Here is a 23,617-nt window from a genome sequence, read left to right as displayed (position 1 = left end):
TGAACCCTGAGTGACGTGCGGACGTACTGATGATGGCAGGCTCGGTCACCGAGCTCTGTTTGCTATGCCATGGCATGACCGCACGGAAGGACCACCGGGTGTCGCTCTTCACTCGCTCCCACCAGCAGTCGGACACGACCGAGGGCGGCGCGGAACCGGATGACGACGCCGGTGCGGCGGGACGGGGCGGGGAACCGGGCGCGGAGCCGGGCGCGGAGAACTCGGAGGACACGGACAGCGCGAAGGGCACGGCCGAGCCGGACGGGGAGACCGACGCCGGTGCGGCGGAAGCGGACGCCGAGGCCGGTGCGGCGGAAGCGGACGGGTACGCCGACGCCGGTGCGGCGGAAGCAGCCCGGGAGGCCGACACCGGTACGACGGGAGCAAGCCGGGACGGGGACACCGACGCGACCGACCCGGACGACCGAGTACCGGAAACCGGCACCAGCGCCTCCGACCCCGACGACGGAGTACCGGACACCGCCACCACCGCCTCCGACCCGGACACCGCCACCACCGCCTCCGGCCCGGACAGCGGCACCGCCGCCCGTGGCGAGGGCGACGCGCGGGAAGCAACCCCCCGGAGCACCCCGGACGCAGCAACGAGCGGGACCAAGCCCGGCTGGTTCGGCTGGCGGCGGCGCCACCCCCGTGCCGCACGCGGTGTCTCCGTCGGGACGACCGTGCTGGCCGGGGCGCTGGTGGTGTTCGCGCTGCTGCTGCCGAACCGGACCGAACGGCTCGAGTTCACGTCGTTCGTCCGCATCCCCGCCGAGGGTGTGCTGCTCGCCGGGCTGCTGCTCGCGCTGCCGCCGAGGCCCCGGCGGATCATGGCGGTCGTCTCGGGTGTGTTCCTGGGGCTGGTCACGGTCCTGAAGTTCGTCGACATGGGCTTCTACCAGGTGCTGGCACGGCCCTTCGACCTGGTCCTGGACTGGATTCTCATCGAACACGCCACGGACTTCCTGAAGGAGACGTTCGGCCGTACCGGACAGGTGCTGGCCGTGATCGGGGTGATCGTCCTGTTCGTCGCGCTGCTCGTGCTCACCACGCTCGCGGTGGTGCGGCTGACGAACCTGATGGTCGGCCACCGCCCCGTCGCGGCCCGTACGACACTGATCCTCGGCACGGCGTGGATGACCTGTATGACCCTGGGCGTGCAGGTCGGCGGCGCGCCCCTCGCCACCAAGGGCAACGCTGAGTTGCTCGCCAACCGGGCGGACCAGGTGCGGGCGGGCCTGGAAGACGCCCGGGTCTTCGAGAAGCAGGCCGCCGCGGACGCCTTCGCGCAGACGCCGCCGGACCAGTTGCTCACGGGGCTGCGTGGCAAGGACGTCCTGTTCACCTTCATCGAAAGCTACGGCCGGGTCGCGATCGACGACCCCGCGATGGCGCCGCACCTCGACGCGGTGCTCGACGAAGGCACCGAGTCGCTGAAGGCGTCCGGGTTCGCGTCGCGCAGCGGCTGGCTGGAGTCACCGGTGACGGGCGCGGGCAGCTGGCTCGCCCACTCCACCTTCCTGTCCGGCCTGTGGATCAAGAACCAGCAGCGGTACCGCAGCCTGACCACGAGCGACCGCATGACGCTGACCAAGTACTTCGGCAAGACGGGTGCCTGGCGGACCGTCGGCATCGTCCCGGGTGTGCGGCGGGCCTGGCCGGAGGGCAAGTTCTTCGGCCTGGACCACATCTACGACTCCGAGCACCTCGGTTACCACGGCCCGTACTTCAGCTGGACGCCGGTGCCCGACCAGTTCAGCATGGAGGCCTTCGAGCGGCTGGAGCACGGCAAGAAGGACCGCGAGCCGATCATGGCGGAGATCATTCTCGCCTCCAGTCACAACCCCTGGTCCCCCATCGCCCGGATGATCGACTGGGAGGACCTCGGCGACGGCTCGGTGTTCCACCGGATCAAGAAGGAGGGCACCGACCCCACCGAGGTCTGGAAGGACCCGGAGAAGGTGCGCACCGAGTACCGGCGCGCCATCGAGTACTCGATCCAAAGCCTGACCGAGTGGGTCGAGCGCTACGGCGACGAGGACACGGTGCTGGTCTTCCTCGGCGACCACCAGCCGGTGCCGACCGTCACCGCCGGGGACACCGGAAAGGACGTGCCGGTCACGATCGTCGCCCACGACAAGAAGGTCCTGGACCGGGTTGCCGACTGGGGCTGGACGGACGGCCTCAAGCCGGCCCAGAACGCGCCCCGGTGGGGCATGGACAAGTTCCGCGACCGCTTCATGACGGCCTACGGTCCGCAGGGCTGAGGAACTCCTCCACGACCGCGAGGAACTCCTTCGGCCGGGCCTCGTACGGCGCGCTGCTGTGTGTCCATGCCGGGCACGGTAGGCGAGCGGTACTCCCGGGACAGGGTGCTCTGCCGACAGCAGAGGGACGCACCGTGCGCGCTCCCGTCCGGGGCGTGGAAGATCGGCATGGCCCTGACTCCTCGTCCCGGGGGCGCCGCGGCGCAATGGGTTCTCCCGTCGGCGTCAGCCCTCGGACGCCGCGAGGCCGGCACCGCCCCCGAACCTCTCCCTGAGTTCCCGCTTGAGGATCTTCCCGCTGGCGTTGCGCGGGAGGTGCTCCACGAACTCCACGCGCTTCGGCGCCTTGAAGGGGGCGAGTCTGTCGCGGACGTGATCGATGAGTTCCGTCTCCGAGACCTGGCCGCGCGGGACGACGACGGCTGTGACCGCCTCGATCCAGCGCTCGTCCGGCAGGCCCACGACCGCGGCCTCGGCGACGCCGGGGTGGGTGTACAGCGCGTCCTCGACCTGGCGTGAGGCGATGACGACGCCACCGGAGTTGATGACGTCCTTCACCCGGTCGACGATCGTGAAGTAGCCGTGCGCGTCGCGTACCGCGAGGTCGCCGGAGCGGAACCAGCCGTCGCGGAAGGCCTCGGCGGTCTCCTCGGGCTTGTCCCAGTAGCCCTCGCACAGTTGCGGGGAGCGGTAGACGATCTCGCCGGGGGTGCCGTCGGGGACGTCCTTGCCGTCCTCGTCGACCACGCGCGCGTCGACGAACAGCACGGGCCGGCCGCAGGAGTCCATGCGGCCCTTGTGCTCGTCGGGGGCGAGGACCGTGGCCAGGGGGCCGATCTCGCTCTGGCCGAAGCAGTTGTAGAAGGCCAGGCCCGGCAGGCGCTCCCGCAGCCGTTCCAGTACCGGGACCGGCATGATCGACGCACCGTAGTAGGCCTTGCGCAGACCGCTCAGATCCCGGGTGGCGAAGTCGGGGCGGTTCGACAGGGCGATCCAGACGGTGGGCGGCGCGAACAGGCTGTCCGCGCGGCCCGCTTCGATCAGGTCGAAGAGGCGGTCGCCGTCGGGTGCGTCGAGGATGACGTTCGTCGCGCCGACGGTGAGGTACGGCAGCAGGAACACGTGCATCTGCGCCGAGTGGTACAGAGGCAGCGCGTGCACGGGGCGGTCACCCGCACTGAGGTCGAGTGCGGTGATCGCGCTCAGGTACTCGTGCACCAGGGCGCGGTGCGTCATCATCGCGCCCTTGGGCAGAGCGGTCGTCCCGGAGGTGTACAGCAGTTGCACGAGGTCCTCGGCGCGCGGCTCGGGGCCGTCGTACGCGGGTGCCTCGGGCAGCCGTTCGAGCAGCGAGTCGTCGGCGTCACGCAGGGACAACGTCCTTACCCCGTGCGGTAGTCGCCCTGCGAGGTCCGGGTCGGTGAGGACCAGGGAGCTGCCGGACTGGCGGACGATGTAGGCGAGGTCGTCGCCGGACAGGTTCTGGTTGACGGGTACGTGCACGAGGCCGGCGCGGGCGCAGGCCAGGAAGGCGATCAGGTAGGCGTCGGAGTTGTGGCCGTAGGCGCCGACCCGGTCCCCGGGGGTCAGCCCCTGGCCGAGGAGCACGCTCGCCGCGCGGGAGACGGCGGTGTGCAGTTCGTCGTACGTCCAGGTCCGCTCGGCGTACTCCACCGCGACGCGCGCCGGTGTGCGCCGGGCGCTGCGCCGCAGGACTCCGTCGACCGTGCTGCCGTGTCCGGGCGTCGTCATGCCACAAGATCCTCGGTTCATCGCCGGAGGAGGTCAAGGACCCCGGGCAAGACGGGCCGAGGCGGTGATCGGCCACGGTCGGGCAACCCTGCCGCCGTCGAGGGCGTCCGGTGTCATGAAACCGACGGACGTTCGAATCAGTTTCGTACGCTCGTCACTCCTTTCCCTCGACGATGTTGGAGGGCACGATGCGCAGCCGTCTGAGACGACTCGTTCTCGGGGCCACGGCCCTGTTCACCACCGCGTCCGCGTTACCCGCGGCCGCCGCCACGACCGGGCAGGCAGAGCAGCACCCGTCCCGCGACGGCCTGTCCGCCGTCATCCGCTACACCGAGTACGGCATTCCGCACATCCTCGCGAAGAACTACGCGGACCTGGGCTTCGGTACGGGCTGGGCGCAGGCCGCCGACGAGGTGTGCACGCTCGCCGACGGGTTCGTGACGCTGCGGGGCGAGCGGTCCCGGTACTTCGGCGCCGATGCGCCGGCCGGCGGCGATCTCTCGGCGGCCAGGACGAACCTCGCCAGCGACCTGTACTTCCGCGGGGTCCGCGAGAGCCGCACGGTGGAGAAGCTGCTCGCCGAGCGGGCGCCCGTGGGGCCGAGCCGTGAGGTCCGGGACATGATGCGGGGCTGGGCTGCCGGTTACAACGCCTGGCTGAAACAGAAGAAGATCACGGATCCGGCCTGTGCGGACGTGCCCTGGGTCCGGCCGGTCACCGAGCTGGACGTGGCGGCCCGTGGTCTCGCCATCGCCTCGATATCCGGCGAGGGACGGTTCGTGGACACGATCACGGCCGCGCAGCCACCGACCGGGGCCGGCGCCGGCACCGGCGCCCCGTCCGCCCGCACGCCGGGCGCGAAGACCGTGGCGAAGGCAGCGGGCGAGCTGTGGGGCGACCCCGGCATGGGCTCCAACGCGGTCGCCTTCCGCGGTGACACGACGGCGAACGGCCGTGGCCTGCTGCTGGGCAACCCGCACTATCCGTGGGACGGCGGGCGCCGGTTCTGGCAGTCGCAGCAGACCATCCCGGGCGAGCTGAACGTGTCCGGCGGGTCCCTGCTCGGCACCCCGGCGATCTCCATCGGGTTCAACGCACATGTGGCGTGGAGTCACACCGTCTCCACCGGCATTCCGGCCAACTTCCACCAGCTGACACTCGATCCGGACGATCCCACGACCTACCTCGTGGACGGCAGGCCGGAGCGCATGAAGAAGCGGATCGTGACGGTCGCGGTGAAGGACGGCACGCCGGTGACCCGCACCCAGTGGTGGACCCGCTACGGCCCCGTCGTCACCTCCCTCAGCCCCCAGGTCCCGCTGCCGTGGACCGGCAAGGCGGCGTACGCCCTCAACGACCCGAACGCCGCGAACCTCCGCTTCGCGGACACCTCGCTGGGCTTCAGCAAGGCGCGGAGTACAGCCGATGTCCTCGCCTCCCTCGACCGGCACCAGGGCATTCCCTGGGTGAACACGATCGCCGCCGACCGCGCGGGGCACTCCCTCTACACCCAGTCCCAGGTACTCCCGCGCGTCACCGACGAGTTGGCCGAGCGCTGCTCGACGGAACTCGGCAGGACCACCTACCCGGCATCCGGGATCGCGATCCTCGACGGCTCGCGCGGCGACTGCGCTCTCGGCAGCGACCCCGGCGCCGTCGTACCGGGGATCTTCGGCCCGGCGAGGATGCCGACGCTGAAGGACGCCCCGTACGCGGAGAACTCCAACGGGACCGCGTGGATGACCAACGCCGACCAGCCGCTCACCGGCTACGAGCGGATTTTCGGCACGGTGGGCACTCAGCTCGGCCTGCGCACCCGTGGCGCGATCGAGGACGTGGACGCGATGGCGGACCGCGGCGGCCTGACCGTACGCGACCTGCAACGGCAGCAGTTCGCCAATCGGGTTCCCGCGGGTGACCTCGCCGCCGGGGACGTGGCACGAGCGTGCGCCGCGCTGCCCGGCGGTACGGCGACGGGCAGCGACGGCACAGCGGTCGATGTGTCGGGGGCCTGCGGCGTGCTGAAGGTGTGGGACCGCACCATGGACACCGGGAGCCGGGGAGCGCTGCTCTTCGACCGGTTCTGGCGCGGGCTCGAACGGGCGGTGCCGGCCGACCGGTTGTGGAAGGTGCCGTTCTCGGCGGCGGATCCGGTCCGTACCCCGAACACCCTGAACACCGACGCGCCCGGCTTCTCCACCGCGCTCGCCGACGCGGTGGGCGAGCTCCGGGCCGCGGGCATCGCGCTCGACGCGCCGCTGGGCGCGCACCAGTTCGTCGTCCGCCACGCCGAGCGCCTGCCCGTGCCGGGCGGCGCGGGACGGCTCGGCGTGTGGAACGTGATCGAGCCGACGTGGGACGCGGCCGGCGGCGGCTATACGAAGGTGCCGTTCGGGAGCAGCCACCTCCAAGCGGTCGGCTGGGACGGCAGCCGCTGCCCGGTGGCGCGCACGCTGCTGACGTACTCCCAGTCGTCGAACCCGAAGTCGCCGCACTTCGCCGATCAGACCCGGCTGTTCTCCGGTGAGAAGTGGGTGACGTCGCGCTTCTGCGAGAAGGACATCCTGTCCTCGCCCGAGCTGAGGGTCGTGCGGGTGCACGAGCGCCGCTGACCGTGCGCGAGGTGTGCCGCCCCCAGGGGCGGCACACCGTTCAGGCCCCTCCCGGCGCGGAGGCATGACGATCGCGGCCGAAGCCCCAGTGGCCGAAGCCTCGGTGGCCGAGCCGCGGGGCGGTCTCACACCGGTCGCGTCCGGCCCTCCCAGTACGGCTCGCGCAGCCGTCGCTTGTACAGCTTGCCGTTGGGGTCGCGGGGCATCTCGGTGATGAAGTCGACGCTCCGGGGCCGTTTGTACCCGGCGAGCCGGTGGGCGCAGTGGTCGAGGAGGCCGGCCGCGAGGGCGGGTCCGGGCCGGTGTCCGGGGGCCGGTTCGACGACGGCCTTGACCTCCTCGCCCCAGTCGTCGTGGGGGATGCCGAAGACGGCGGCGTCCGCGACGGCGGGGTGGGCGAGCAGGGCCGACTCGATCTCGGCCGGGTAGATGTTGACCCCGCCGGAGATGATCAGGTCGATCTTGCGGTCGCGCAGGAAGAGGTAGCCGTCCTCGTCGAGATGGCCGAGGTCGCCGACGGTGAAGAAGTCGCCGATGCGGTTCTTGCGGGTCTTGGCCTCGTCCTTGTGGTAAGAGAAGCCGCCGGTGTTCATCTTCATGTACACGGTGCCCAGTTCACCGGGCTGCAGCCGGTTGCCGTCGTCGTCGAAGATCGCGAGTTCGCTGATGGGCCAGGCCTTGCCGACGGTGCCGGGCCTCTTCAGCCAGTCCTCGGCGGTGGCGAAGGCGCCGCCGCCCTCGCTGGCCGCGTAGTACTCCTCCACACAGGGGCCCCACCAGTCGAGCATGGCCCGTTTCACGTGGTCGGGGCAGGGGGCGGCACCGTGGATGGCGTGCCGCATGGAGGAGACGTCGTAACGCTCCTTCACCTCGTCGGGCAGGGCCAGCAGGCGGTGGAACTGGGTGGGGACCATGTGGGTGTGGGTGCAGCGGTGGGCGTCGATGAGGCGGAGCATCTCCTGAGGTGTCCACTTGTCCATCAGGACCAGCCGGTGCCCGATGTGCAGGGACGCTCCGGCGAACTGGAGGACGGCCGTGTGGTAGAGCGGCGAGCACACCAGGTGGACGTTGGCGTCGAACGGCCGGATGCCGAAGATGCCGAGGAAGCCGCCGAGGTAGGCCTCCTCCGGGGGTTTGCCGGGCAGCGGGCGGCGGATGCCGCGGGGGCGGCCGGTGGTGCCCGAGGTGTAGTTCATGACCCAGCCGAGGGTGCGGTCGCCGGGCGCCGACTCGGGGTTCCCGTCGAGGAGTTCGGTGTACGGCCGGAAGCCCTCGACCGTGCCGACGGCGTACCGGTGGGTGCCCGGCAGGCCGGCCTCGTCGGCGGCGTGGCGGGCCGCCTCGGCGAAGCGCTCGTGGGCGAGGAGGACCTTGGCGCCCGAGTCGGAGACGATCCAGGCGATCTCCGGCCCGACCAGGTGGTGGTTGACGGGGACGAGGTAGAAACCGGCCTGGCTGGCGGCGAGGTAGGCGGTGAGGAACTCCACGCCGTTGGGCAGGACCACCGCGAAGGTGTCGCCGCGTTCCAGTCCGGCCGCGCGCAGGCCGTGCACGAGCCGGTTGGCGGCGGCGTGCAGGCGTCCGGCGCTCCATTCCTCGCCGTCGGGTGCGACGAGTACGTCACGGCCGGGGTCGTCGGTGGCCTGGGCCCAGAATCCCACGGGAGGTGTGCTCACGGCCGGCCGCTCCTTCCGGCGATGCGGTTGACGCGGTCCACGGCCTTCTCGAAGCCGCGGGTGAGGTCGTCGAAGACCGCCTTGACGCTGCGTTCGCTGGTCATCCGCCCGACGATCTGCCCGACGGGTGTGCCGAGCAGCGGTTCGACCTCGTACTTCTGGATGCGTGAGACGGCCTCGGCGACCAGCAGGCCCTGCAGCGGCATGGGCAGCGGGCCGGGCCCGGCCGGGTCCTCCCAGGCGTCGGTCCACTCGGTGCGCAACTGGCGGGCGGGCTTGCCGCTCAGGGCGCGGGAGCGGACGGTGTCGCCGGAGCCGGCCGCGAGGAGCTTGCGGGTCAGGGCGGGCGAGTGGAGGTCCGCCTCTGTGGTGGTCAGCCACAGGGAGCCCAGCCATACACCTTGGGCACCGAGGGCGAACGCGGCAGCCGCCTGCTGTCCGCTGCCGATACCACCGGCCGCCAGGACGGGCAGGGGGGCCACCGCGTCGACGACCTCGGGGATGAGCACCATGGAGGCGATCTCGCCGGTGTGACCGCCGGCCTCGTAGCCCTGCGCCACGACGAGGTCGATCCCGGCGTCCTGGTGCTTGCGGGCGTGCCGGGCGCTGCCCGCGAGCGCGGCGACGAGGACGTCCTGGTCATGGGCGCGGGCAATGACGTCGGCGGGCGGAGAGCCGAGGGCGTTGGCGAGGAGTCCGATCGGGTAGTCGAAGGCGACGTCGAGCTGGCCGCGGGCGACCTGCTCCATCCAGCCGGTGATGCGCCAGCCGGCCGCCTCGCCCTCGGCGAGCTCGGGCACGCCGTGCTTGGCCAGGGTGTCCCGGACGAACTGCCGGTGCCCCTCGGGGATCATCGCCTCGACATCGGCCTCGGTGACGCCCTCCACCTTCTTCGCCGGCATCACGACGTCCAGGCCGTACGGCCTGCCGTCCACGTGCGCCTCGATCCAGTCCAGGTCGCGTTTGAGCTCGTCGGGGGCGGTGTAGCGGACCGCGCCGAGCACGCCGAAGCCGCCGGCCCGGCTGATGGCCGCGGCGACGGCGGGGAACGGCGTGAAGCCGAAGACGGCGTGCTCGATTCCCAGTTTCTGGCTCAGCTCCGTCTGCATGGGCGCAGGATGCCGGAGTCCCGCGGAGGACGGAAGAGATTTTCTGATGATCCGTCAGATTTTCTGCTCCCCCGTCGGATCGTCCCGGTCTCGCCTTCACCGCGCACCGCGTTCACTGCCCGGTTCGCCGAGGCGGGCGCCGGACATACTTTCGGGGACACGCGCGACGGTTGAGGCGAAGGGGCACGAGGTGACCGACAGAGCGGCGAGCGGTGAACTGACCCGGCGTCAACTGGGCAGAGCGGGCCTGGCACTGGGCGGTGCGCTGGCCCTCGCCCCGCTGCCCGCCGGACCCGCCGAGGCCGTCCCGGCGGCGACCGGCCCCCGCCCCACCCTGCGGCACGGCTCCGCCGCACGCGCCGGGCTGCTCCCCTCCCATCTGCGCCGGCTCGTCACCGACGCCGAGGCCTTCCTCGGCCCCTCCCCCGAACACCCCTGGTACGCGGGCGCCGTCCTGCTCGCCGGACGCGGGGGCACGGTGGCGCTGCACCGGCCCATCGGCATGGCGGTGCGCTACCGGGCCTACGACGAGAAGACCGACACCGGCGTCGAGTTCCCGCCGGACCAGCGGATCCCCATGGCCCGGGACACCGTCTTCGACCTGGCGTCGGTGTCGAAGCTGTTCACCTCGATCCTCGCCGTTCAGCAGACGGAGCGGGGTGGCCTGGAACTGGAGGCGACGGTCGCCTCATACCTGCCGGACTTCGGGCGCGCGGGCAAGCAGGACATCACGATCCGCCAGCTCCTCACGCACACCTCGGGCTTCCGCGCCTGGATCCCGCTCTACAGCGCGCCGACGCACGAGGAGAAGCTCCAGCTCATCTGGAACGAGGCGCCGGTCAGCACGCCGGGGACGGCGTACCTGTACTCGGACCTGAACCTCATCTCGCTCCAGCTCGTGCTGGAACGGATCACGGGCCGCTCCCTGGACACCCTCCTGCGCGACGAGATCACCGCGCCGCTCGGCATGCGCCGCACCCGCTACAACCCGCCCGCCTCCTGGCGGCCCGGGATCGCGGCCACGGAGGACGCCCGCAAACCGTGGTCCGGGCTGGACCGGGGCCTGGTGTGGGGCGAGGTGCACGACGAGAACGCCTTCGGCCTGGGCGGCGTGGCGGGCCACGCGGGCGTGTTCTCCGACGCGTGGGACCTCGCGGTCCTCGGCCGTACGCTGCTCAACGGCGGTGTCTACGGGCGGGCGCGGATCCTGGCCCCGGAGTCGGTGGAGCTGATGTTCACCGACTTCAACACCGCCTTCCCCGGCGATGAGCACGGCCTCGGCTTCGAGCTCTACCAGCACTGGTACATGGGCGCGATGGCCACACCGCGCACGGCTGGGCACACCGGCTTCACGGGCACCTCGCTGGTGCTCGACCCGACGACCGACTCGTTCCTCGTCGTCCTCGGCAACTCGGTTCATCCCGTGCGCGGTTGGCGTTCCGGGTCCGCTCCCCGGGTCGCCGCCGCCGACCACCTGGCGCGCGCCGTGCCGGTCCGGCCCGTACGGGGGCGCACGGCCTGGTTCTCCGGTATGGCCGTCGCGGCCACGGCGACGCTCGCCCTCCCCGCGCTCGACACGTCCGCCGGCCGGGCGCGGCTGCGCTGCGCGCTGTGGTGGGACACCGAGCCGGAGGCCGACGCGCTGGTCCTGGAGGCCTCGGCCGACGGCGGGACGACATGGCAGCCGGTGCCCTTCACGACGTCCCGCCGCGGCGAGGCCCCCGAGCGGCACCCGGCGGGCTCGGTCACCGGATGGTCCGGCCGCGTCTGGCACCGGCTCACCGCCGCACTGCCCGCCGCTCGCGGGCTCGTCCTGCGCTGGCGGTACGCGACGGACCGGCGGTACGCCGGCCGCGGCTGCTACGTCGACGGGCTGCGTGTGGGGGCGGCCGGCGGCGTCCTGTTCGACGAGGCGCGCCCGGCGGACGCGTCGCGGATCGAAGCGGTGGGATGGGCGCCTTCGGCCGACTGAGGGGTCAGGGGCCGGTGTTCTCCAGTACCGCCATCGCCGCGTTGTGCCCGGGCACCCCGCTGACCCCGCCCCCGCGCACCGCGCCCGCCCCGCACAGCAGCACGTTCGCGTGCCGGGTCTCCACGCCCCAGCGGCCGGTGCCGTCCTGGGCGTAGGGCCAGCTCAGCTCGCGGTGGAAGATGTTGCCGCCGGGCAGGCCGAGGTCCCGCTCCAGGTCGAGCGGGGTCCGCGCCTCGATGCAGGGGCGTCCGTCCGCGTCGGTGGCCAGGCAGTCGGCGAGGGGTTCGGCCAGATGGGCGTCGAGCTGGGCGAGCGTGGACTTCAGGAGCTCCTCGCGGACGGCGGCGTTGTCCCGGTCGAACAGGCGGGCCGGGGTGTGCAGGCCGAAGAGGGTGAGGGTCTGGTAGCCCTGCTCGGCCAGGCCCGGGCCGAGAATGGTCGGGTCGGTGAGCGAGTGGCAGTAGATCTCCGAGGGCGGCGCGACGGGCAGGTCACCGGCGGCCGCCTGGGCGTGGGCGGTGGCCAGTTGCTCGTAGCCCTCGGCGATGTGGAAGGTACCGGCGAAGGCCTGGCGCGGGTCGACGGAGCTGTCACGCAGCTGCGGCAGCCGCTTGAGCAGCATGTTCACCTTCAGCTGGGCGCCCTCGGCAGGGGCCGGGGGCGGGTCGCCGGTCAGTTCCGCGAGGGCTTGCGGGGAGGCGTTCACCAGCACGTGCCGGGCGGCGACGGTGCCCTCGCCGTCGGCCGTGCGGTACGTGACCTCGGCCGTTGCGCCGTCCGTGGCGATACGCACCGCCTCGTGCCCGGTGGCGAGGACCGTCCCCGCGGCGCGTGCCGTGTCGGCGAGCGCGTCGGTGAGGGCGCCCATGCCGCCGACCGGAACGTCCCAGTCGCCGGTGCCGCCGCCGATCACGTGGTAGAGGAAGCAACGGTTCTGCTTCAGCGAGGGGTCGTGGGCGTCGGTGAAGGTGCCGATGAGCGCGTCGGTGAGGACGACACCGCGCACCAGGTCGTCCGCGAAGCGCTCCTCGACGGCGCCGCCGATCGGCTCCTCGAACAGCGTGCGCCAGGCCTCCTCGTCGTCGAGACCGCTGCGCAGTTCATCGCGCGTGGGCAGCGGCTCCGTGAGGGTCGGGAAAATCCGCTGGGCGGCGCGGCCGGTCATGCCGTAGAACTCCTGCCAGGCCCGATACTCGCGGTCGGAGCCGGTGAGCCGGGCGAAGGCCTCCCGGGTACGCCGTTCGCCGCCGCCGACGAGGAGGCCGGTGGGGTGGCCGTCGCGTTCGGTCGGCGTGTAGGAGGAGACGGTGCGGGTGCGGACGCGGAAGTCCAGACCGAGGTCCCGGACGATTTTCTTCGGCAGCAGGCTGACCAGGTACGAGTAGCGGGACAGCCGGGCGTCGACCCCGGCGAAGGGGCGGGTGGACACCGCCGCGCCGCCGGTGTGGTCCAGCCGCTCCAGGACCAGCACGGAGCGGCCCGCCCGGGCCAGGTAGGCGGCGGCGACCAGGCCGTTGTGGCCGCCGCCGACGATGACGGCGTCGTACGTCCGGTGTGCGCGGGGTCCCTCGGGTGCGGTCATGGTTCTTGGTAACACGGGGTGATCCGGGTCGGCCAGACGGACGGCGGCGCCCCCGGCCGCCCGGCCGGGAGGATCCCCGGGCCGGTCCGGCCACCGGGTTCGCCCAGTCAGCGCCCGGCCGGTGCCCGCTGCTCCCGCAGCGCCGCCACCCTGCGGTACAGCGCCACGGCCTCGGCGCCGCGGCCCAGTTGCTCCAGACAGTGCGCCTCGTCGTTGCGGCTGGCGAGGGTGTCGGGGTGGTCCGCACCGAGGACGCGTTCGCGGGCGGCGGCCACGCGCCGGTACTCGGTGAGCGCGTCGGCCCAGCGGCCCAGCCAGCCCAGGCCCACGGCGACCTCGCGGCGGCTGACCAGAGTGTCCGGGTGGTCCGGGCCGAGGACCCGCTCGCGGTGGGCGCAGACGTCCCGGGACTCGGCGAGGGCCTCCTCCCAGCGGCCGAGCCGGCCCAGGTTGACGCAGCGGCCGTGGCGGGCGCGCAGGGTCTCGGGGTGGGTGGGTCCCTGGACACGAGTACGGTCCTCGGCCAGGTCGCGGTAGAGGTCCAGGGCCTGAGCGCTGCGGCCGAGGCGGCCCAGGCTGATGCCGATCTCGTGCCGGGCGGCGAGGGTGTCGGCGTGGTCGGGGCCGAGGGCGCGGCCACGGGCCTCGGCGACCTCGCGGTAGGTCTCCAGGGCTTCCGTCCAGCGGCCCAACTGACCGAGGGCGTAGGCGACTTCAAAGCGGGTGACCAGGGTGTCGGGGTGGTCCGGGCCGAGGACACGGGCGCGGGCGTCGGCCACCTCGCGGGCCGTGCGGTAGGAGTCCTCCAGGCGGCCGAGGCGGCTGAGGTTGAAGGCGAGGTTGTGGCGGCAGCGCAGGGTGTCGGGATGGTCCGGGCCCATGGTGCGCTCCCGGGCGGTGAGCACCGACGTGTAGACGCGGTGGGCGTCGAAGGGGCGGCCCAGCTGGCCGAACACGTAGGCCATCTCCTGGCGGGCGGCCAGGGTGTCCGGGTGGTCGGCGCCGAGGGTGCGGATCCTGACCTCGGTGACGTGCTTGTACTCGCGCAGGGCGTCGAGGGCGCGGCCGGTGCGGCTGAGGGTGAAGGCGACCTCGTAGCGACTGGCGAGGGTGTCGGGGTGGTCGGGGCCGAGCAGGTGCTCGCGTTCGGCGGCGACCGCGCGGTGCACCTCCCCCGCCTCCGCCCAGCGGCCGAGTCTGCCGAGGCTCAGGCCCGCGTTGTGCCGGCCGGCCAGGGCGGCACGAACCTCCGGGGGCGGGGCGGGCCGCTCCTCGGGGGCGGGTTCCTCGACGGGGCCGATGGCGGGCCGGGCGATCCACTCGCCGGACAGGCCCGCCGCCGGGTCGGGAGGCGTGCCGGCCAGTCCGGCACCGGCCGCCTTGTGGCCGGTGGTCATGCCCCGGGTCCAGGACGGCAGCCGGCCCGCGAGTGCCGGCGCGCCGGGAGCGGAGCGGGGCGCCGCGACGGCCGGCACGTACGCCGGGGCGGCCCGGTGCGCGCTGATCCTCCGCGCCAGCTCGCGTGCGTCGTCGGGTCTCTCCGCGGGCTCCTTGGCCAGGAGGTCGAGGATGACCCGCTCCAGGTACTCCGGCAGTTCCGCGCGGTGTTCGCGCGGCGGCCTGGGCGGGGTGTCGCGGTGGCCGACGAGGATCGCCCAGGCGTCGTCGAGGTCGAACGGCGGCACGCCGGTGGCCATCTCGTAGAGCACGCACCCGAACGAGTACAGGTCGCTGCGCTGATCGACCTCGGTGCCGCTGATCTGCTCCGGGGACATGTACAGCGGGGTGCCCATGGCGATGCCGGTGCCGGTCAGCCGGGAGGTGAAGCCGATGTCGTGGCCGAGTCGGGCGATGCCGAAGTCGCAGATCTTCACCGTCCCGTCGCCGAGCCGCACGATGTTGGCGGGCTTCAGGTCGCGGTGGACGATGCTTTGTTCATGGCAGTAGGCGAGGGCGGCGGCGACCTGCTCGGCGATCTCCACGACGTCCGCGACCGGCAGCGGATGCCGCTTGTTGTCCTCCAGCAGCTGGCTGAGGTTGCGGCCGTCCAGCAGCTCCATCACGAGGTAGAGGACGCCGTCGGACTCGCCGAAGTCGTGCACGACGGTGATGCCCCGGTGCTGCAGCGCGGCGGCCACCCGGGCCTCGCGGCGAAACCGTTCCCGCAGGACCCGGGTGAAGGCGTGGTCGTGGTTCGGGCCCAGTGGTTTCAGGCACTTGACGGCGACGTGCCGGCCCAGGGACTCGTCCCGTGCCCGCCACACCTCGCCCATGCCGCCGCGCCCGATCCGATCGAGCAGCCGGTAACGGCCATGGATCAGCCTGGTGTCCCCCATGTCGCGCGACGCTCCCCCCCGGTAGCTGTTCGCCCGCCCTCCCCTGGTCCACCCAGTATGGCGGCCTATCGTCCGAGTTTGTACGGGGCCGGACGTACGTCCGGGCCGAGCCGCGCCATGGCCCGCAGGATGTGTTTGGGCGGGAGTCGCCACCGCACACGTGCGGGAACGCGGCGCAGCAGGTGGCCGGTGAGGCGCAGTTGCCGGGAAACGGTGGCGGGTGCGGAGGCCGGTCTGCCGTACAACTCGTGGGCGTACGGTGGCAGGGAGGCGTACGCCAGGTGTGCCACGCGCCGCCACAGCACTGCGCGCGCCGGTACGAGGAGCGGGTGCGTCGGAGGGCGGAGCAGGAAGTCGTCCACCTCGCGTGCCTCGGGTCCGGCGGCCAGGTCCGGGCGGACCTTCTCGAAGTACTCCGCCATGCCGGACCGGTCGGCGGGTACGGCGCCGGGGCCGAGGCCCACCAGGCGTGCGCTCTCCTGGTGTTCGGCGGGGTAGCGGTCGGCCTCGGCGTCGGTGAGCCGGAATCCCGACCTGCGCAGCACGTGCAGATAGGAGTCGATCTCGGCGCAGTGCACCCACCCGAGCCTGTTGCGGGCGTGCTCGACCAGGTCGAAGCGGGCTGCTGTGAGGTACAGACGCAGGTGTCGCCTCACACCGGCACCGCCGTTGCGGGGTGCAGGACGCCGACCCGAAGTCGCCACAACTCGTCCAGGCGTTCGGCGTCATAGGCCAGGTGCGAGACGACAAGGACTGAGCGGCCCGCATCGCGTAACCGTGCCGCCAGGTCCCAGAAGCGCTGGTAGGTGTCCCAGTCGAAACCCTGGTAGGGCTCGTCAAGCAATCGTGGAGTCCGTGCGCGCACGGCCACCGGCCTTGACCAAGCCGTGCTCCGCAGCGGCCTCAAGGACACGGTCCAAGAGCTCGGCCCCGGCGTCTCCCGCGATCAGCCGGTCCCTGAACTCGGTGAGCACTGAGTGTCGAATCCCGGGTCGGTCAGCTCCAGCCCCAGCAAGTACTTCCAGTCCAGCCGCCCGCGCACCGCGTCCGCGGTCTGCCGGTCCGACAGGCCGAACCGCATGACCGAGACGAGCGCCAGCCTGCCCGGTGACCACGCAGGCTTCCCCCTGTTTGGGTACAGCTCGGTGAAGTCCGCGTCCGAGAACAGCTCGCCCAACCCGTCACGGATCCCCATGGCCAGGCTGCCCTTCGGAAACGCAGCCCGCACCACCCGGGCCGTCTCCTCGGGGACCCCGTCGATCTTCCTGGCGTGCAACGACACCGACACCCTCCCCAACACAACGTCGGCCTTCACGACCACAACGGGTCGTGAAGGCCGACGTCACGTTCAGCCCCAGGATTCGCCAACAGCGTCTTCCAACTGCCGGGGGCGTGGCGCTTCGCATGCCAACCGCACCTGATCGCTGTCGTCGCTGGGCAGTGTCCGGGTATCAACCCGGGTCGGCAGGTGTGAGGCGTGCGGCACCGGCCTGGCTGCTGCTCGCGGCCATGTGCAGTGGCTGTTGCTCTGGTGGTGGTCGTCAAGGGGCAGCAGAGGGGCGTCCCGGGCGCAGCGGGCCCTCGCGCTTGGCGGTGGCGCCGAGGGCGGACGGCTCAGGAACTTCGTCGGTCCAACACGCTCAACACCAGCCCCGGTCGGCGGCTGGAGCCAACGTCATCCGGATTTGACCTGGGCCCCTGTGCGCCGGTCTGACAGGGTGGCAGGCGGTGGCAGCAGCCCCGCCGCGGAGACCGTCAGGTCCGTCCGGTAGCCGTAGCCGTTCGACCGCGACGGTGCCGCATTGAGGACACAGCCGAGGAAACGGGCGTTCAAGGCGGTCAGCGCTTCAAGGGACTGGCGGAGGTGGCGGGTCCTGGTTTTGGGGCACCGCGCGACGAGGAAGGTGCCGTCGGCGAGCCCTGCCAGGACACCGGCGTCAGCGTACGGCAGCAGTGGGGGCAGATCGAAGAGAACGACGTCGTAGCACTCCCTCAGCCGGGACAGTAGTTCCTTGCATCTTCCGGAAGCCAGCAGTTCGCTGGGGTGGGGCGGCAGCGGCCCAGCGGGGAGAATCATCGGACCGCCCTCGCCGAACTGCTGGACCACCTCTTCCAGTCGGGCGTGGCCGGACAGCACGGTCGTCAGTCCTTCCGCATCCCCCAGACCCAGGTACTGTCCACTGCGCGGTCGACGCAGGTCGGCTTCGACCAGAAGGACACGGCGCCCGCCACGGGCCATGGCGATCGCCAAGTTGCAGGCGATGTTCGACTTTCCTTCGTTGGCCACAGGGCTTGTGATCGCGATGAGACGGGGCGGGGAGTTCATCTCGACGCACTCCAGGTGGGTGCGCAGGCGGACGAACGCCTCCGACCACGCGCCCTGGGGGCTGTGCAGGATCAGTGGATTGCGGGGGACGTTCGCATCGTACGGAATCGAGCCCAGGACGGGCGCGCCTGTCGCCTCGCGCAGATCGTCGATGCCCCTGACCTTGTCGTCCGTCAGAGCCCGCAGCCGTGTCAGGCCGACGCCGACCAGCGATCCCAGCAGCGCACCCAGGAGCCCGTTGAGCAACGGCCTGGGTGATACCGGACGGTTTGGTGCTGTCGCCCGGTCCAGCAACTCCGCGCTGACTGATCCCATCCCGTCGTGGCGAATCCACCCCACACGGGGCAGCAGGACTTTGGCGGTGGCGTTGGCGATCGCGGCGGCCTTGTCGGCCGTCGGCGCGTCGGCGGTGAGCGCGAGGATCTGCACCCCCCCCTGGGTGTCAGCGCGGATGTGGCGGACAACCTGCCTGGTCGGCAGCCCCATGGTCTTGGCCGTGGCCTCGGCGACCTTGCCGGATTCGGCGAGCCGCGCGATGGTCGGCATCAGGTTCTGGGTGGCGTTGCTGACGTAGATCTGCTCACCGGAGACGGCGCCGCCGGTGACGAGCACGGTCGCGGTGGCCTCGTACCTCGGAGGCGTCATCGCGGTCACCACCAGGGCCCCGGCGATTCCGGCCAGGAGCGACAGCAGCACAAGCCCGCCGTTGCGCCAGGCCATGGAAAGCACCCGGGTGGCATCACGTGAGGTCGCCACTGGGCCCTCCCTTCGACAGGATGCCGGCGGCCGTCTTCGCGGAGTGGGTGACGGGCCCACGGCCGGGCTGGACTGACGCCTTGTGGCCGGTGCGGCCCTGGCCCGGCAGGTGAGGGACGAGGCGAAGGCGGAAGTGGCCACCGTGCCCGTCCAGCCATTGCGGGGCCCGCCCGGTGAGCGCGGACAGGCCGGACGCGTGGACGGTGATCTGGACGTCCGTCCGATCGGTGAGGACATCGAAGAGGCTGATCCAGTGTTCGGTGCGCTGTCCGGCAGCGGCGGTCAGAACGTGCATCGGCCCTCCCTTCTCATAGTGCTGGCGGTCGCGGTCAGGGCGATGCGGGCCACGTGCCACCAGGCCCTGCCCCGAGCAGGGTGCTGCCCGCGGCGGCGTGCGACGGAGAGCCCGACGCCCAGCAGCGCGCGGAGCAGCACCGCCGCCCTCACCAGGGGGTAGGTGCGGCGTCGGTGCCGGGCGAAGAACCGGAGCATGCTGCGGTACAGATGGGGCCAGATCCACGACGGATCTCGGCTGCTTGCCCCGACGACGTGTATGGCTTCGACCTCGGGTACGTAGTACACGCGGGCCCCGAGCCGTCCCGCCTGCCAGCACAGTTCCTCGTCCTCGTAGTACATGAAGTAGCCCTCGTCGAGACCGCCGAGCTGTTCGAGCAGCCCGGTGCGAATGGCCATGCAGGCTCCGGACACCCAGTCCACCGGGACGGGCGGTCCGGGGTTGCGGCAGACGTCATAGGTACGTCGCCGGGTTCTGCCGGACAGCAGGCGGCGCAACCCGACCGGCATCAGGCTTCCGCCGAAGCGGCTGGCCAGCACGGAGGTCAGCGACTCGAACGGGTGGGCGCTGACGGCGACGCGCCCGTCGGTACCGACGAGCCGGGGACCCGCGATGCCGACATCGGGCCGGGCTTGCAGCAGGGCTACCAGGGCTCGGGCGGTGGCCGGCGGCACCACGCAGTCGGGATTCACCAGAAGCACGATGTCGGTGTCCACCGTGGGGAGTGCCTGGTTCACCGCGGCCGCGAATCCGATGTTGGTCGGGTTGACAGTCCGCGCAACTGTGGGGAACCGGGTGGCGAGCAGCCGTGCGGTCCCGTCCGTGGACGCGTTGTCGACCACGCGTACCGCCAGCCCGGCACCGCGCAACGCGGTCAGGCAGTCGGCGATGTGGGCCTCGGAGTGATAGGTGACGACGATCGCGGTGGCGACGGGCCCGGCGGTGCCCGGCTCGTCGGCTCCGGTCCGTTCGGCCGTCATGGGCGACCTCCTGTGGTCGGTGGATCGGTGGTCCAGGTCCGGGTGGTGAGCAGCGTCAGCGCGGGCAGTAGCCCCAGTTCCCAATGGCCGTCGGTGGGGCCCGCGAAAGCCGCCGCCGCCAGGAAGCCGCAGAGGAGAGCACCGAAGGCCAGAGGGATGCCCTCCCGCACGGCGAGGGCCGCGCGCAGTGGGCGCAGCAGCGGCCACAGGACGGCGATGAGGCCGACGAGGCCCAGATTGGCGAGGATCATCACCCAGAAGACGTGGTAGGTCGGCCCCACGTCGGTGATCTTGAAGGTGGGGAGGTAGACGTCGCGGGTCGTCTGGCCGAGACCGGCTCCGGTCAGCGGCCAGTCGGCGAAGACGCGCAGCCCGACCATCGCCTCGGGTGTCCGGTAGCCGGCCGTTTCGTTCAGGTGCTCGCCGGACAGCAGGATCCGGGCGCGCAGCCCGGCGCTGACCGTGGCTCCGCAGACCACGAGCACGGTTGCCCCGACCGCGGCCATGACCACGCTGAGGCGGACTCGCCTGGTGCCGCGCACCAGCAGAACCAGCAGGCCGACCCCGGCGGCCAGCCACATGGCCCGGTAGCCCGCGACAGCCGTGTCGGCAGCGAAGAGGGTGATCAACGCTCCCAGACCGACGCGTCGCCACCCGCGGGTGCGGCCGGCGACGACGAGCAGTGGCACAAGGGCGAGTACCGAGAGCAGACCGCCGTGCCGCCCCGGCATCGTGAGCTCCACCGCGGCGAGGGCGGCCGCCCCGGTCACATAGAGCACCGCCGCCGCTCGCATCCTGCGCGCGTTGGTCAGGGTGTGGGTGGTGACGAAGAAGTAAGCAGGGATGACGCCCATGTGATAGGTGGCGATCAGCACCTGGTGTGGGGCGTGTCCGCGTGCCAGACCGAACAGCGCGCCGGCCAGGGCGATCACCGCCAGGAGCGCCATCGCCTGGTCCACGGCGGTTCGCCGGGGTCGGTCGTCGGCCGCAGAGGCGGCGCGGCGTACCAGCAGCGCCAGGCAACCGATCGCCAGTACGCCGGTGTGAAGGGCCGTGATGAAGGCGACATCGGAAGTGCCCAGCGCCTTGGTGGCCGCGACGCCACCGACGATGCCGACCGGGAGAACGGCCCATGGCCACAGGACAAAGGTCACCAGACACACCAGGGCCGCGCCGGGCAGGATGCTCAGACGACCGGGAAGCACTTCCGCCGAAAGGGCTCCGGCGGAGCCGAGAGCGGCCGCGAGGCAAGCGGCCGACGCGGGAACGACGAGCTTCCCCGGAACGACGAGCTTCCCCGGAACGAGGAGCTTCCTCGGAACGACGAGCAGCCCGCTCATGGGCCGGTCCTCTCCAGCCCCTCGAGCAGGCCCCGGATCTGCTCGCCCCGCGCCGACCAGCTGTTGCGGGCCGCGGCGGCGCGACGCCGGGCCAGCGCGGCCGGGCAGTGGCGCGAGTCCAATGCCTCCTCGATGGCCTGGACGAACCCTTGCGGGCCGGAGCCTAGATGGACGAGACCGGCCATCGGGATCAGAGACGGCAGCGGTGTGGCGGCGACAGGTTTACCTACGGCCAGGTACTCGTACAGCTTCTTCGGGTGCACGTAGTCGATCCGGCCGCCCACCCGATAAGGGATCAGGCCGACATCACAGGCACGCAGTACGGCGGGCATCCCGTCAAAGTCGACCGGACCCCGCAGATGTACGTTGGGCAGTCCCGCCAGCGGTGCGCGGCCGGTACGGGTGGACGGCCCGACCAGCAGGAAGGTCCAGTGGGGGCGAAGACGGGCCACGGCGGCGAGGAGTTCCGCGTCAAAGGCCCGGCTGTCGATCGCCCCGGCATAGACGAGCCGGGGACCGGCCAGCTGTGTGATCCACTCGGCGAGCGGACCTTCCGCGACGAATCTCTCCGGATCGCACCCGTTGGGGACGATCACGGGCGGGCGCCGCGAGGGCGGCAGCCATCGCGGCAGCGCCGACGACGAGGCCAGGACGAGATCTGCGGCGCCGACCGCCTTCCGCAGGGCGCTGCGCAGGTAGGGGCGGTTCCAGCGGTGCGTGAACGTCCAGTCCAGGTCCACCGCGTCGTAGACGAGCACATCTTCCCCCAGCCGGCCGGCTGTCGGCGCGGCCAGGTCTTCATCGATCCACAGGAATCTCCGGCTGCCCGGGCGGTGGTCCAGCCAGCGGCGCACCAGCGCTGCGGCAACCCGGCGGTTGATCCAGTTGAGCGGGGGCAGCAGCCGGCCGAACGGCACCACGGTGGGAGGCACCGCGTGCCACAGGGATGGGGCGACCTGGCTGACGTCGAAGGTCCAGCGAGGGCGTCGGCCCGGCGGGTCGACGAACAACACCCGGCGGTCGACTGCGAGTTCCCGGGCGAGGGCATGCTGACGGTGCGCTCCGGCGAGCCAGGGCACTCCGCTGAGCATCACCGACCAGCTTCGCCCGTCACCGTCCGGCAGGGGGCCTACGTCGCCCTGGACGACGGCCCAGAGATCCCGCAGCCCCAGTTGACCGCGCCACCGCAGCGCGCGCCGAACCAGCCAGTCCACAAGCACCAGGGCCTTGAGTGTCCGCAACCGCCATCGGGGCTGTGTGACCCCGGCGTAGCGGATGAGCCCGTCGAGACGGAACTTGCTGCGAACGGCGGAGCCCAGCAGGCGGGTCGACGCACCGAGAGTGTGCGTAACGACCGCGTCCGGTGTCATCCAGAGCCGATGGCCGGCGAGGCGGAGGTTGCGGGCGAGCAGAACGTCATTGAAATAGAGCGGAAACCGCTCGTCGAAGACTTCGGCCGGATCCAGCACGGCACGGCGTAGCAGCAGACAGCTCGCGGACGGTTGTTCCACCTGCCCCTGGCGGGACAGGTCCGCTCCGCTCATGAGGTGTTCGCGCCATGGGCGCCTGAAACCCGGCACGTACCGCAGCGTGGTGGCCAACGCCACCAGGCTGCGGAACGTGGGCAGGCGCATGTAGTGCTGTTGAACGCTGCCGTCAGGGTTGAGGTACAGCGGCGCCACACCAGCCACGTCGGGGCGCTCGCGCAGGAAACCGGCGAGGGCTGTGAGTGCTCCGGGCCACAGACGGACATCACTGTTGAGGAGAAGGATCATGTCCCCGCGAGCTCGGGCGTATGCCTGGTTGACCGCCGTGGCAAAGCCGAGGTTCCGCTCGTTGCGGAGAAGCAGCACGTTCGGGTGGGCGGCAAGCATGTCCGGGGAGCCGTCCCGCGACCCGTTGTCGACGACGATCACCTCATACCGCACCCCATCGGTCGCGGCACGGGGCAGAGAGTCCAGACAAGCACGGGTTTCGGCACAGGTGTTCCAGCTCACCAGGAGCACCGAGACTTCGGGCAGGGTCATGAGCTGCGCCACCCCGGCAGCCGGGCGGGCAGTTCGAGCACTTCGCGGACCGGGTGCTGCCGGATCCCGGTGAGGCCAGCCCGGATGAGAGGGCACAACACCCCGTACCGCAGCCGTGCCGTGATGTTGGGATCTCCGGTCAGCCGGTCGTGAGCAGCCTGAGGCAACTGTGCAGACGCGCCCATCAGATTAATCATGTGAAGCACGACCACCCTCCGAGCAGCAGACTGCCCGATCGACACCACACGACACTCCCAGTCGCATTGATTCATTTCAACCTCGGTCAGAGGTGGCTTTACTGGGTGTCGGCCTATTCGGTCAGACGGTAATGGTGTCGACATCGATTCAATTCCGACACGTCGGCGTGTCGTCTGCTTTTACTGCATTCGCGCTACTCGTCTTTGCGATTCTCAGTCATTGCGGCGCCGGAGGGGTGTAGGTGCGACACCCCTCCGGGTGGTCATCGCCCCCGTGGCGTTAGCTCTGCTTGACATGGCGTTATATCTGCCTGCGCCAGGATTTTTCTCGTCGCGGCCGGCCCTGCCGCCGGGCCGGTACCCATCCACCGAGAAGGTGTGAGGAGCGTG

At 71.5% G+C, this 23,617-nt stretch carries 13 protein-coding genes and 3 pseudogenes; 3 read left to right on the top strand and 13 right to left on the bottom strand.

All coding sequences use genetic code 11. The features are described from left to right. The first annotated feature begins 74 nt into the window (after nt 1–74). Nucleotides 75–2,267 carry a sulfatase gene (locus ACZ5TL_RS16345; RefSeq protein WP_468590371.1) on the top strand — a complete coding sequence of 731 codons (2,193 nt, stop codon included), beginning with the start codon at nt 75–77 and terminating at the stop codon, nt 2,265–2,267. Between the two features lie 225 nt (nt 2,268–2,492). Here ACZ5TL_RS16345 and ACZ5TL_RS16340 read toward each other — a convergent pair whose 3' ends face one another. Next, entirely contained in the window at nt 2,493–4,019 is a 1,527-nt protein-coding gene (locus ACZ5TL_RS16340) for an acyl-CoA synthetase (RefSeq protein ID WP_468590369.1), read from the bottom strand. Nucleotides 4,020–4,207: 188 nt separating this feature from the next. Between ACZ5TL_RS16340 and ACZ5TL_RS16335 the strand changes: the two genes are divergently transcribed. After that, nucleotides 4,208–6,631, top strand: a complete 2,424-nt coding sequence (locus ACZ5TL_RS16335) for a penicillin acylase family protein (RefSeq protein ID WP_468590368.1) — start codon at nt 4,208–4,210, stop codon at nt 6,629–6,631. Nucleotides 6,632–6,756: 125 nt separating this feature from the next. Here ACZ5TL_RS16335 and ACZ5TL_RS16330 read toward each other — a convergent pair whose 3' ends face one another. After that, complete coding sequence (locus tag ACZ5TL_RS16330; RefSeq protein WP_468590366.1) at nt 6,757–8,307, bottom strand: acyl-CoA synthetase; 1,551 nt, start codon at nt 8,305–8,307, stop codon at nt 6,757–6,759. Then, nucleotides 8,304–9,416, bottom strand: coding sequence for an NAD(P)H-dependent flavin oxidoreductase (locus ACZ5TL_RS16325; protein ID WP_468590364.1), 1,113 nt, complete (start codon nt 9,414–9,416; stop codon nt 8,304–8,306). Before ACZ5TL_RS16325 ends, ACZ5TL_RS16330 begins: the two co-directional genes overlap by 4 nt. A 190-nt stretch (nt 9,417–9,606) precedes the next feature. On the opposite strand from ACZ5TL_RS16325, the gene ACZ5TL_RS16320 reads away from it, so the two are divergent. After that, nucleotides 9,607–11,388 (top strand): serine hydrolase domain-containing protein, encoded by a 1,782-nt coding sequence (locus ACZ5TL_RS16320; protein WP_468590362.1) that lies wholly within the window; start codon nt 9,607–9,609, stop codon nt 11,386–11,388. A 4-nt stretch (nt 11,389–11,392) separates the two neighbouring features. Here ACZ5TL_RS16320 and ACZ5TL_RS16315 read toward each other — a convergent pair whose 3' ends face one another. The 10 genes and pseudogenes from ACZ5TL_RS16315 to ACZ5TL_RS16270 all read right to left on the bottom strand — a co-directional run bounded on the left by ACZ5TL_RS16315 (nt 11,393) and on the right by ACZ5TL_RS16270 (nt 23,030). Continuing rightward, complete coding sequence (locus tag ACZ5TL_RS16315; protein WP_468590360.1) at nt 11,393–12,970, bottom strand: phytoene desaturase family protein; 1,578 nt, start codon at nt 12,968–12,970, stop codon at nt 11,393–11,395. A gap of 107 nt (nt 12,971–13,077) precedes the next feature. Next, nucleotides 13,078–15,306: a serine/threonine-protein kinase gene (locus ACZ5TL_RS16310; RefSeq protein ID WP_468590358.1), complete on the bottom strand. Its 2,229-nt coding sequence runs from the start codon at nt 15,304–15,306 to the stop codon at nt 13,078–13,080. A 65-nt stretch (nt 15,307–15,371) separates the two neighbouring features. Further along, nucleotides 15,372–16,004 (bottom strand): annotated as a pseudogene (locus ACZ5TL_RS16305) (oxygenase MpaB family protein); the annotation flags it as partial. Continuing rightward, nucleotides 15,959–16,150, bottom strand: a pseudogene (locus ACZ5TL_RS16300) (ABC transporter ATP-binding protein); the annotation flags it as partial. The pseudogenes ACZ5TL_RS16305 and ACZ5TL_RS16300, both read right to left, overlap by 46 nt. A 1-nt stretch (nt 16,151) precedes the next feature. Further along, a pseudogene (locus tag ACZ5TL_RS16295) lies at nt 16,152–16,588 on the bottom strand (transposase); the annotation flags it as partial. 393 nt (nt 16,589–16,981) lie between these two features. Continuing rightward, nucleotides 16,982–18,388: a tyrosine-protein kinase domain-containing protein gene (locus tag ACZ5TL_RS16290; RefSeq protein WP_468590357.1), complete on the bottom strand. Its 1,407-nt coding sequence runs from the start codon at nt 18,386–18,388 to the stop codon at nt 16,982–16,984. Beyond that, nucleotides 18,372–18,683, bottom strand: a complete 312-nt coding sequence (locus tag ACZ5TL_RS16285; protein ID WP_468590356.1) for a hypothetical protein — start codon at nt 18,681–18,683, stop codon at nt 18,372–18,374. Before ACZ5TL_RS16285 ends, ACZ5TL_RS16290 begins: the two co-directional genes overlap by 17 nt. After that, entirely contained in the window at nt 18,671–19,663 is a 993-nt protein-coding gene (locus ACZ5TL_RS16280) for a glycosyltransferase family 2 protein (RefSeq protein ID WP_468590354.1), read from the bottom strand. The genes ACZ5TL_RS16285 and ACZ5TL_RS16280 overlap by 13 nt, the downstream gene beginning before the upstream one ends. Then, nucleotides 19,660–21,003, bottom strand: coding sequence for an O-antigen ligase family protein (locus tag ACZ5TL_RS16275; RefSeq protein ID WP_468590352.1), 1,344 nt, complete (start codon nt 21,001–21,003; stop codon nt 19,660–19,662). The genes ACZ5TL_RS16280 and ACZ5TL_RS16275 overlap by 4 nt, the downstream gene beginning before the upstream one ends. After that, nucleotides 21,000–23,030: a glycosyltransferase gene (locus tag ACZ5TL_RS16270; RefSeq protein ID WP_468590351.1), complete on the bottom strand. Its 2,031-nt coding sequence runs from the start codon at nt 23,028–23,030 to the stop codon at nt 21,000–21,002. Before ACZ5TL_RS16270 ends, ACZ5TL_RS16275 begins: the two co-directional genes overlap by 4 nt. Nucleotides 23,031–23,617: the final 587 nt, after the last annotated feature.

The organism is Streptomyces sp. NPDC033136 (assembly GCF_055578235.1).
This window is presented reverse-complemented; position numbering and strand designations above follow the sequence as displayed.

Coding starts and splice junctions, on each gene's coding strand:
- ACZ5TL_RS16345 (WP_468590371.1), top strand. CDS start 75: ATGACCGCACGGAAGGACCACCGGGTGTCGCTCTTCACTCGCTCCCAC.
- ACZ5TL_RS16340 (WP_468590369.1), bottom strand. CDS start 4,019: ATGACGACGCCCGGACACGGCAGCACGGTCGACGGAGTCCTGCGGCGC.
- ACZ5TL_RS16335 (WP_468590368.1), top strand. CDS start 4,208: ATGCGCAGCCGTCTGAGACGACTCGTTCTCGGGGCCACGGCCCTGTTC.
- ACZ5TL_RS16325 (WP_468590364.1), bottom strand. CDS start 9,416: ATGCAGACGGAGCTGAGCCAGAAACTGGGAATCGAGCACGCCGTCTTC.
- ACZ5TL_RS16315 (WP_468590360.1), bottom strand. CDS start 12,970: ATGACCGCACCCGAGGGACCCCGCGCACACCGGACGTACGACGCCGTC.
- ACZ5TL_RS16310 (WP_468590358.1), bottom strand. CDS start 15,306: ATGGGGGACACCAGGCTGATCCATGGCCGTTACCGGCTGCTCGATCGG.
- ACZ5TL_RS16285 (WP_468590356.1), bottom strand. CDS start 18,683: ATGCACGTTCTGACCGCCGCTGCCGGACAGCGCACCGAACACTGGATC.
- ACZ5TL_RS16280 (WP_468590354.1), bottom strand. CDS start 19,663: ATGACGGCCGAACGGACCGGAGCCGACGAGCCGGGCACCGCCGGGCCC.
- ACZ5TL_RS16275 (WP_468590352.1), bottom strand. CDS start 21,003: ATGAGCGGGCTGCTCGTCGTTCCGAGGAAGCTCCTCGTTCCGGGGAAG.
- ACZ5TL_RS16270 (WP_468590351.1), bottom strand. CDS start 23,030: ATGACCCTGCCCGAAGTCTCGGTGCTCCTGGTGAGCTGGAACACCTGT.